The sequence below is a fragment of the Dyella sp. genome (assembly GCF_036568765.1).
Lineage (GTDB): Bacteria > Pseudomonadota > Gammaproteobacteria > Xanthomonadales > Rhodanobacteraceae > GSA-30.
This window is the reverse complement of record NZ_DATCRY010000184.1, coordinates 1-6327: the sequence shown is the minus strand read 5'-3', so window position 1 is coordinate 6327 and position 6327 is coordinate 1. Positions and strand designations below refer to the sequence as shown.

The following is a 6327-nucleotide window of genomic DNA, read 5'->3' as shown; positions in this document are numbered from 1 at the left end:
CCTGCCGCATCCAGCCGCCGTTGGCCCTGGCTGCCGGAATTCCTGGCCAGCGAACGTGTAGCGTGGGTGTTCGTGTTCAAGGCTTTGCTGGCGATCTATCTGGCCGCCTGGCTCGCGATGCTGTTCCAGTTGGAGGCGCCGGCCACCTCGATGATCACCGTGGTGCTGGTAATGCATCCGCACAGCGGTATGGTCCTGGCCAAGAGCTTCTACCGCGCGTTGGGCACCTTGGCCGGCAGTGTCTTCGGTCTGGTGCTTATGGGGCTGTTTCCCCAGCAACGCGAACTGTTCCTGCTTAGCCTTTCGCTATGGGTGGGATGGTGCGCCGGCGGCGCCATGCTCTACCGGAACTTCATGTCTTACGGCTTTGTGCTGGCCGGTTACACGGCGGCGATCGTGGCACTACCGGCCATCAATGCGCCAACAAGTGTGTTCGATTCGGCTGTCATGCGTGTGAGCGAAGTAATGCTCGGCATCATCGTCGCGGGCGTGGTCAGCGATGTCGTCTTGCCCGGCAGTTTGCGCAATGTGCTGCGCCGTCAACTGAGCGAGCATTTTGCGCATTTCGTCGACTTCACCCGCGGAGCTTTCCTTGGGCAGATAGCCCGGGGCGATATGGAGGCAGCACATTTGCGCTTCGCGCGTGCGGCGGTGGAAATGGAGGACCTGCGTGCCAGCGTGATCTTCGAAGATCCCGAGGCGCGCGCACGCAGCGGTCGCATGCAGTTGCTCAACCAGCGTTATATGGCGGCGGCCACCAGTTTCCAGTCGTTGCATCATCTGATCAATCGACTGCTGCGTCGCGATCGGCGTACGGTAGCCGAGGCCCTGATCGAACTCTACCGTCCGCTTGGCGAGGCGCTTTCTCCAGAGGCGCGCGAACGCCATGAGCCCGCGGTATTGGCGGCGCGCATGGAAGCCTCCGTGACGCGCATGGCGCCGCTGGCAGCGCAACTGCGTACCCGATTCGAGGATGCGACCTCGTTGCTCGAATTCGATACGGGTCAGATCCTGCTGCGCCGATTCGCCGAGGAACTGCGCGAGTTTGCCGCGCTGTACGCTTCGATGCGCACGCATCGCTTCCGCGGCAGCGTAGAGCACGCCGCATTTCACCGTGGCAATGACTATGCCGGTGCGCTGGTCGCGGTCGCGCGCACCTTCATGACGATGGCGGTGCTCAGCGCCATGTGGCTGATCAGCGGCTGGCCATTCGGGGCCAACGCGATGTTGCTGGCGACCATCTTCAGCGGCCTTTATGCCGCTTCCCCGCGTCCGCTGGCCGCGACAGCGTATACGTGGATCGGTTTCGCGTCGGGCATGCTCGCCTGCTTCATCACGACATTCTGGTTCCTGCCTGGCAGCGATGGTTTTACGATGCTGGTGGCAGCGACCGTACCTTTGCTGCTGATCGGTCCCTACCTGATGACTCTGGCCTCGTTGCCGGGCACCGGCGTGGGCTATACGCTGGGTTTCGTTTACATCCTCGCGTTGAAGAACCCGATGGTGTACGACCCCGTGCACTTCCTCAACGATGCGATCGCACAGTTGGCCGGACTGGCATTGACCGGTATCGCTTTCGTGTTCGTGCCGGCGGTTAACGGCAGCCTGTGGCAACGGCAGCGCCAGTTGCAGCGCCTGCGCCGGCAGGTGGTGTTCGCCGCGAGCGAGCCGCTGGACGGTTTGCTGTATCGCTTCGAAAGCATCAACCGCGACCTGTTCCAGCAGATCACGGTACATACCGTGGCCGGTTCAAACGAGTCGCGTCAGTTGCTCGCATGGGCGTTCGCAGTGCACGAAAGCGGTCGCGCGGTCATCGAGCTTCGGCACGAACTCGATCGCGTCGAGTTGCCGGCGCGTTTGCGCGCGGCAGTCGGCGGCGTGATCGAGCGAGTTTCGCAGCTTTATCGGCACCCCGATGCCAAACGTTGGCACGCCGCCGCCGACGGTGTGGATGTCGCGTTGGATATCGGCCTGCAGGTGCCCTCGTCCGCGGAAAGCCGATGCCGCGCGCTGCTTGCTCAATTGCACCTGCTGCGCAATGCGCTGCGGGACGATCAGGGCGTGCTGGCCCGTTATATGACGACTTGATGGAGCCGATCATGCCACGCGAAATCGCCATTGGCGGCGCTCTCATTCCCGGCCTGTTGCCGATCTTCCTCGGCTGCGCCGTGTTGCTCTGGTCGATCGACTTTATCGTCGGCCGCTTCGATTTGTATCGCTATGTCTGGCATCCACCGCTGTTCCGGGTGGCTTTGTTCGTCTGCCTGTTCGGTGCCGCCGGATTGCTCCTGCTTCCTTGAGAGAACTGTCATGAAGATCCAGTCAGTCCTTCGTTTTCTCATGACCGCCGCGGTAGTGGTGGCGGCGGCCTTTCTCGGCCACGCCCTGTGGCGGCACTACATGTACGCGCCATGGACGCGCGACGGACGCGTTCGCGCCGACGTCATTCAGATCGCGCCCGATGTCGCCGGGCTGGTGACCGAGGTGCCCGTGCGCGACAACCAGATCGTGCGCAAAGGCGATTTGCTGATGCGCATCGATCCGGAACGCTACAGCAATGCCGTGGCGCAGGCGAAAGCCAATCTCGTTGCCGCCGAAGCCAACGCGCGAGCGGCCGGTGCCAATATCAATGCCGCGCTCGCTGCGGCCGCCGCCCGCAAGGCCGAATTCCAGATGCGTCAAGAGCAATCCGACCGGCGCCAGAAGCTGGGCGATCTGATTGCGCTGGAAGACCGCACCGATGCAGTTTCCACCGCCAATTCCGCTCGAGCGAGCTGGCAGCAGGCGCAGGCGGGCGGCAATCAGGCCGATGCCGCCCGCGCGCAGGCACTCGCCGCTGTCGAGCAGGCGCAGGTCACGCTGGATCTGGCGACGTTGAATCTGGCGCGCACGGAGGTCCGCGCACCGGTCGATGGTTACGTAACCAACCTGGACGTCCGCGTGGGCGACTACGCAGCGACCGGTTCGCCGCGGCTGGCCTTGATCGATAGCCACAGCTACTACATCTATGGCTATTTCGAAGAAACCAAGCTGCCGCACCTGCGCGTGGGCGATCCGGTGAAGATCCGCCTGATGAGCGGTGGGGTGCTGCTGGACGGCCGCATCGTCGGCGTCGCCCGTGGCATTACCGATGCCGACAATCCCACCGGCAACGATTTGCTGGCCAACGTCAACCCCACCTTCAACTGGGTGCGCCTGGCTCAGCGCGTGCCCGTGCGCATCGCCATCGATACCGAGCGCATGCCGGAAGGCACCTTGCTGGCGGCGGGTATGACGGCAAGTATCGAGGTGCAGCAGCGCTGAAACCGGAAAAGGCAGTGTTCTTCTTTCTTCTAGAGAGTGGCGTCGGGAATCTCGAAAAGAGCGCCCTTAAGCGTCCAGATCCGGAATCAGCTTGCTCTCCAGTCGCGCGATTGCGTCCTTGAGCAACAATTTGCGTTTCTTCATCCGCGTCAGCTGCAGCTCGTCGCGACCGATGGCCGCGGCCATGTGCTCGATCGCCGCGTCCAGGTCGCGATGCTCCACCCTCAGCTCCGCCAGGAGGTGGGCGATTTGGGCGGGGTCTTGAACCTGCATGAGCTTCTGAGGCGGGACGTCTACGGGAACGCCAAGTGTACGCCAGCCGGCCGGCCCTGAGGACGGCTACAATAGGGGCCGGTTTCGTCCTTACCCGTCCCTTCATGTCCGCCCAGCCAGAAATCTCCCGCAAGCAGGCCTACGAGGCCGGCAAGCTGGCCAAGCGCCTGCGCCACCAGGTGGGCCAGGCCATCGCCGATTTCAACATGATCGAGGACGGCGATAAGGTCATGGTATGCCTGTCCGGGGGCAAGGATTCCTACACCTTGCTCGACGTGCTCTTGTCGCTCCAGGCCAAGGCGCCGGTGCGCTTCGAATTGATCGCGGTCAATCTGGACCAGAAGCAGCCGGGCTTTCCCGAGCACGTGCTGCCGGACTACCTGCGAGCGCGGGATATCCCGTTCCATGTCATCGAGCAGGACACCTACAGTACGGTGACCCGGGTGATCCCGGCCGGCAAGACCATGTGTAGCCTGTGTTCGCGCCTGCGGCGCGGCGCGCTGTATCAGTGGGCGGGGGCCAATGGCATCACCAAGATCGCGTTGGGCCATCACCGCGATGACATCCTGGGCACCTTCTTCCTGAACCTGTTCTACCAGGGCAGCCTGAAGGCGATGCCGCCCAAGCTGCGATCGGACGACGGCCGCCACGTGGTCATCCGCCCGCTGGCTTATTGCAAGGAGAGCGATATCGCCGAGTATGCACAGGCCCGCCAGTTCCCGATCATCCCGTGCAACCTGTGCGGTTCGCAGGAGAACCTGCAGCGCAAGGCGGTCAAGCGCATGCTGGAAGACTGGGAACGCCAGCAGCCTGGACGTAGCGAAACGATTTTCCGCGCGTTGGGCAACGTCGCTCCGTCGCAGTTGACCGACCGAAACCTGTTCGATTTTCTTTCGCTGGGCGCGCGCGAAGGCGCGGAGCCAGCCGATGCGCATGCCTGGCTGGCCGGCGCACCCGACGGCGAGTAAGGTTCCCCGTTTTGTTATCTACCCTTTGCCATTCCTCCGTTCGTTCTTCCACCTGTGAGTAGCGCCGTGTCTCTTTTTGCTTCCGTTGAAATGACCCCAGGCGATCCGATCCTGGGAATGACCGAGGCCTTCGTGGCCGACCAGCGTCCGGGCAAGGTCAATCTGGGCGTGGGTATTTATTGCGACGAGCAGGGCAAGATTCCGCTGCTGCGCGCGGTGCGTGAAGTCGAAGAACAGCTGGCCCGGGACGCCAAGCCGCGCGGTTATCTGCCGATCGACGGTCTGGCCGCTTATGACCAGGCTACCCAGCGCCTCGTATTCGGTGCCGACTCGCCGCTGCTGGAAGCCGGTCGCGTCGCCACCTCGCAGACCATCGGCGGCAGCGGTGCGCTGCGTGTGGGCGCGGACCTGCTGCGCAAGGCCTTACCCAAGGCCAAGGTCGCCATCAGCAGCCCGAGCTGGGAAAACCATCGCGTGGTGTTTGCGGCGGCCGGCTTCGAAGTGGTCGACTACGCTTACTACGATCCGACCACCCATGGCCTGGATTTCGCCGGCATGCTGGCCGACATCGGCAAGCTCGAGCCGGGCACAGTGGTGCTGCTGCATGCCTGCTGCCACAACCCGACCGGCGTGGACCTTACTGTCGAGCAGTGGCAGCAGGTGGTCGAGCTGGTGAAGGAGCGCAACCTGATGCCCTTCATCGACATGGCCTACCAGGGCTTCGACAAGGGGACCGATGCCGACGCCGCCGCGGTGCGTCTGTTCGCGGCCTCGGGTATCGATTCGTTTGTCGTGGCCAACTCGTATTCCAAGTCGTTCTCGTTGTATGGCGAACGCGTCGGCGCGCTATCCGTGGTCGGCACCAATCGCGACGAAGCGTTGCGCGTGCAGTCGCTGGTCAAGCGTACGATCCGCTCCAACTATTCCAGCCCGGCCACGCACGGCGGCGCCCTCGTTGCCGGCGTGCTCGGCAGCGCCGAGCTGAAGGTGCTCTGGGAGAGCGAGCTGGCCGAAATGCGCGAGCGTATTCATGAGATGCGCGCCGGCATGGTCGAGAAGCTCGCAGCCAAGGGCCTGGACAACTACGGCTTCATCCAGCGCCAGGCTGGCATGTTCTCCTATTCGGGCCTGTCCAAGGCACAGGTCGATCGCCTGCGCGAAGAGTTTGCCATCTATGCGATCGGCACTGGCCGCATCTGCGTGGCTGCGCTCAACCGCGCCAACCTCGATCGTGTGGTCGAGGCGGTCGCCGCGGTCAGCCGTTAACCATCACCCCATCCTCCCTCGCATCCCGGCCCAGGCCGGGAGCAGGGTATTTTGTCGCCATACGGATATTTCATGTTCTTCCGCAACCTCACCTTGTTCCGCTTTTCGCCCGCCGTCGCCGAGGATCTTCTGCGCCTCGAGGAGGTCCTGGGCGAACACCGGCTGCGCCCCTGCGGGCCGCTGGAAATGGGCACCAAGGGCTTCGTGCCGCCGGTCGGGCGCGGCGAGGAAGCGGCCATGACGCATGTGGTGAAGGCCTGCACCCTGGTTACCGTCGGTAGCGAGGACAAGCTCCTGCCCTCGTCGGTGGTCAACGACGAGTTGCAGCGCAAGGTGCAGAAGATCGCCGAAGAAGAGGGCCGCAAGGTCGGTGGACGCGAACGCAAGCGCATCAAGGATGATTTGCTTACTGAGCTGCTGCCGCGCGCCTTCGTTCGCAGCTCTCGCATGTCGGCTTATATGGATCGCAAAAACGGCTGGTTGGTGCTCGATACCTCCAGCCGCAAGTCGGCCGAGA

The 6327-nt window shown here is 63.4% G+C and carries 7 protein-coding genes; 6 read left to right on the top strand and 1 reads right to left on the bottom strand.

What is annotated here, in order from left to right; translation table 11 throughout:
- From VIM98_RS12730 to VIM98_RS12720, 3 genes are all read left to right on the top strand, one after another.
- A partial coding sequence (locus VIM98_RS12730; protein WP_331993484.1) for an FUSC family protein occupies window positions 1–2088 on the top strand: 2088 nt, incomplete at its 5' end.
- Between the two features lie 11 nt (window positions 2089–2099).
- The gene (locus VIM98_RS12725) at window positions 2100–2300 is read left to right on the top strand and encodes a DUF1656 domain-containing protein (protein ID WP_331993483.1); all 201 of its coding nucleotides are present in this window, start codon (window positions 2100–2102) and stop codon (window positions 2298–2300) included.
- Between the two features lie 10 nt (window positions 2301–2310).
- Window positions 2311–3303 carry an HlyD family secretion protein gene (locus tag VIM98_RS12720; protein ID WP_331993482.1) on the top strand — a complete coding sequence of 331 codons (993 nt, stop codon included), beginning with the start codon at window positions 2311–2313 and terminating at the stop codon, window positions 3301–3303.
- Window positions 3304–3369: 66 nt separating this feature from the next.
- Here VIM98_RS12720 and VIM98_RS12715 read toward each other — a convergent pair whose 3' ends face one another.
- Window positions 3370–3576 carry a YdcH family protein gene (locus VIM98_RS12715; RefSeq protein WP_331993481.1) on the bottom strand — a complete coding sequence of 69 codons (207 nt, stop codon included), beginning with the start codon at window positions 3574–3576 and terminating at the stop codon, window positions 3370–3372.
- 104 nt (window positions 3577–3680) lie between these two features.
- Here VIM98_RS12715 and ttcA point away from each other — a divergent pair, with 104 nt between their 5' ends.
- The 3 genes from ttcA to VIM98_RS12700 form a co-directional block, all read left to right on the top strand.
- Window positions 3681–4544, top strand: a complete 864-nt coding sequence (ttcA, locus tag VIM98_RS12710) for a tRNA 2-thiocytidine(32) synthetase TtcA (RefSeq protein ID WP_331993480.1) — start codon at window positions 3681–3683, stop codon at window positions 4542–4544.
- Between the two features lie 66 nt (window positions 4545–4610).
- Window positions 4611–5810, top strand: coding sequence for an amino acid aminotransferase (locus VIM98_RS12705; protein WP_331993479.1), 1200 nt, complete (start codon window positions 4611–4613; stop codon window positions 5808–5810).
- Window positions 5811–5882: 72 nt separating this feature from the next.
- Window positions 5883–6327: recombination-associated protein RdgC (locus tag VIM98_RS12700; RefSeq protein ID WP_331993478.1), on the top strand; the 445-nt coding region annotated here is incomplete at its 3' end.

What these genes read in the sequence shown, in the direction of transcription:
- VIM98_RS12725 (WP_331993483.1), top strand. Translation starts at nt 2,100, where the DNA reads ATGCCACGCGAAATCGCCATTGGCGGCGCTCTCATTCCCGGCCTGTTG.
- VIM98_RS12720 (WP_331993482.1), top strand. Translation starts at nt 2,311, where the DNA reads ATGAAGATCCAGTCAGTCCTTCGTTTTCTCATGACCGCCGCGGTAGTG.
- VIM98_RS12715 (WP_331993481.1), bottom strand. Translation starts at nt 3,576, where the DNA reads ATGCAGGTTCAAGACCCCGCCCAAATCGCCCACCTCCTGGCGGAGCTG.
- ttcA (WP_331993480.1), top strand. Translation starts at nt 3,681, where the DNA reads ATGTCCGCCCAGCCAGAAATCTCCCGCAAGCAGGCCTACGAGGCCGGC.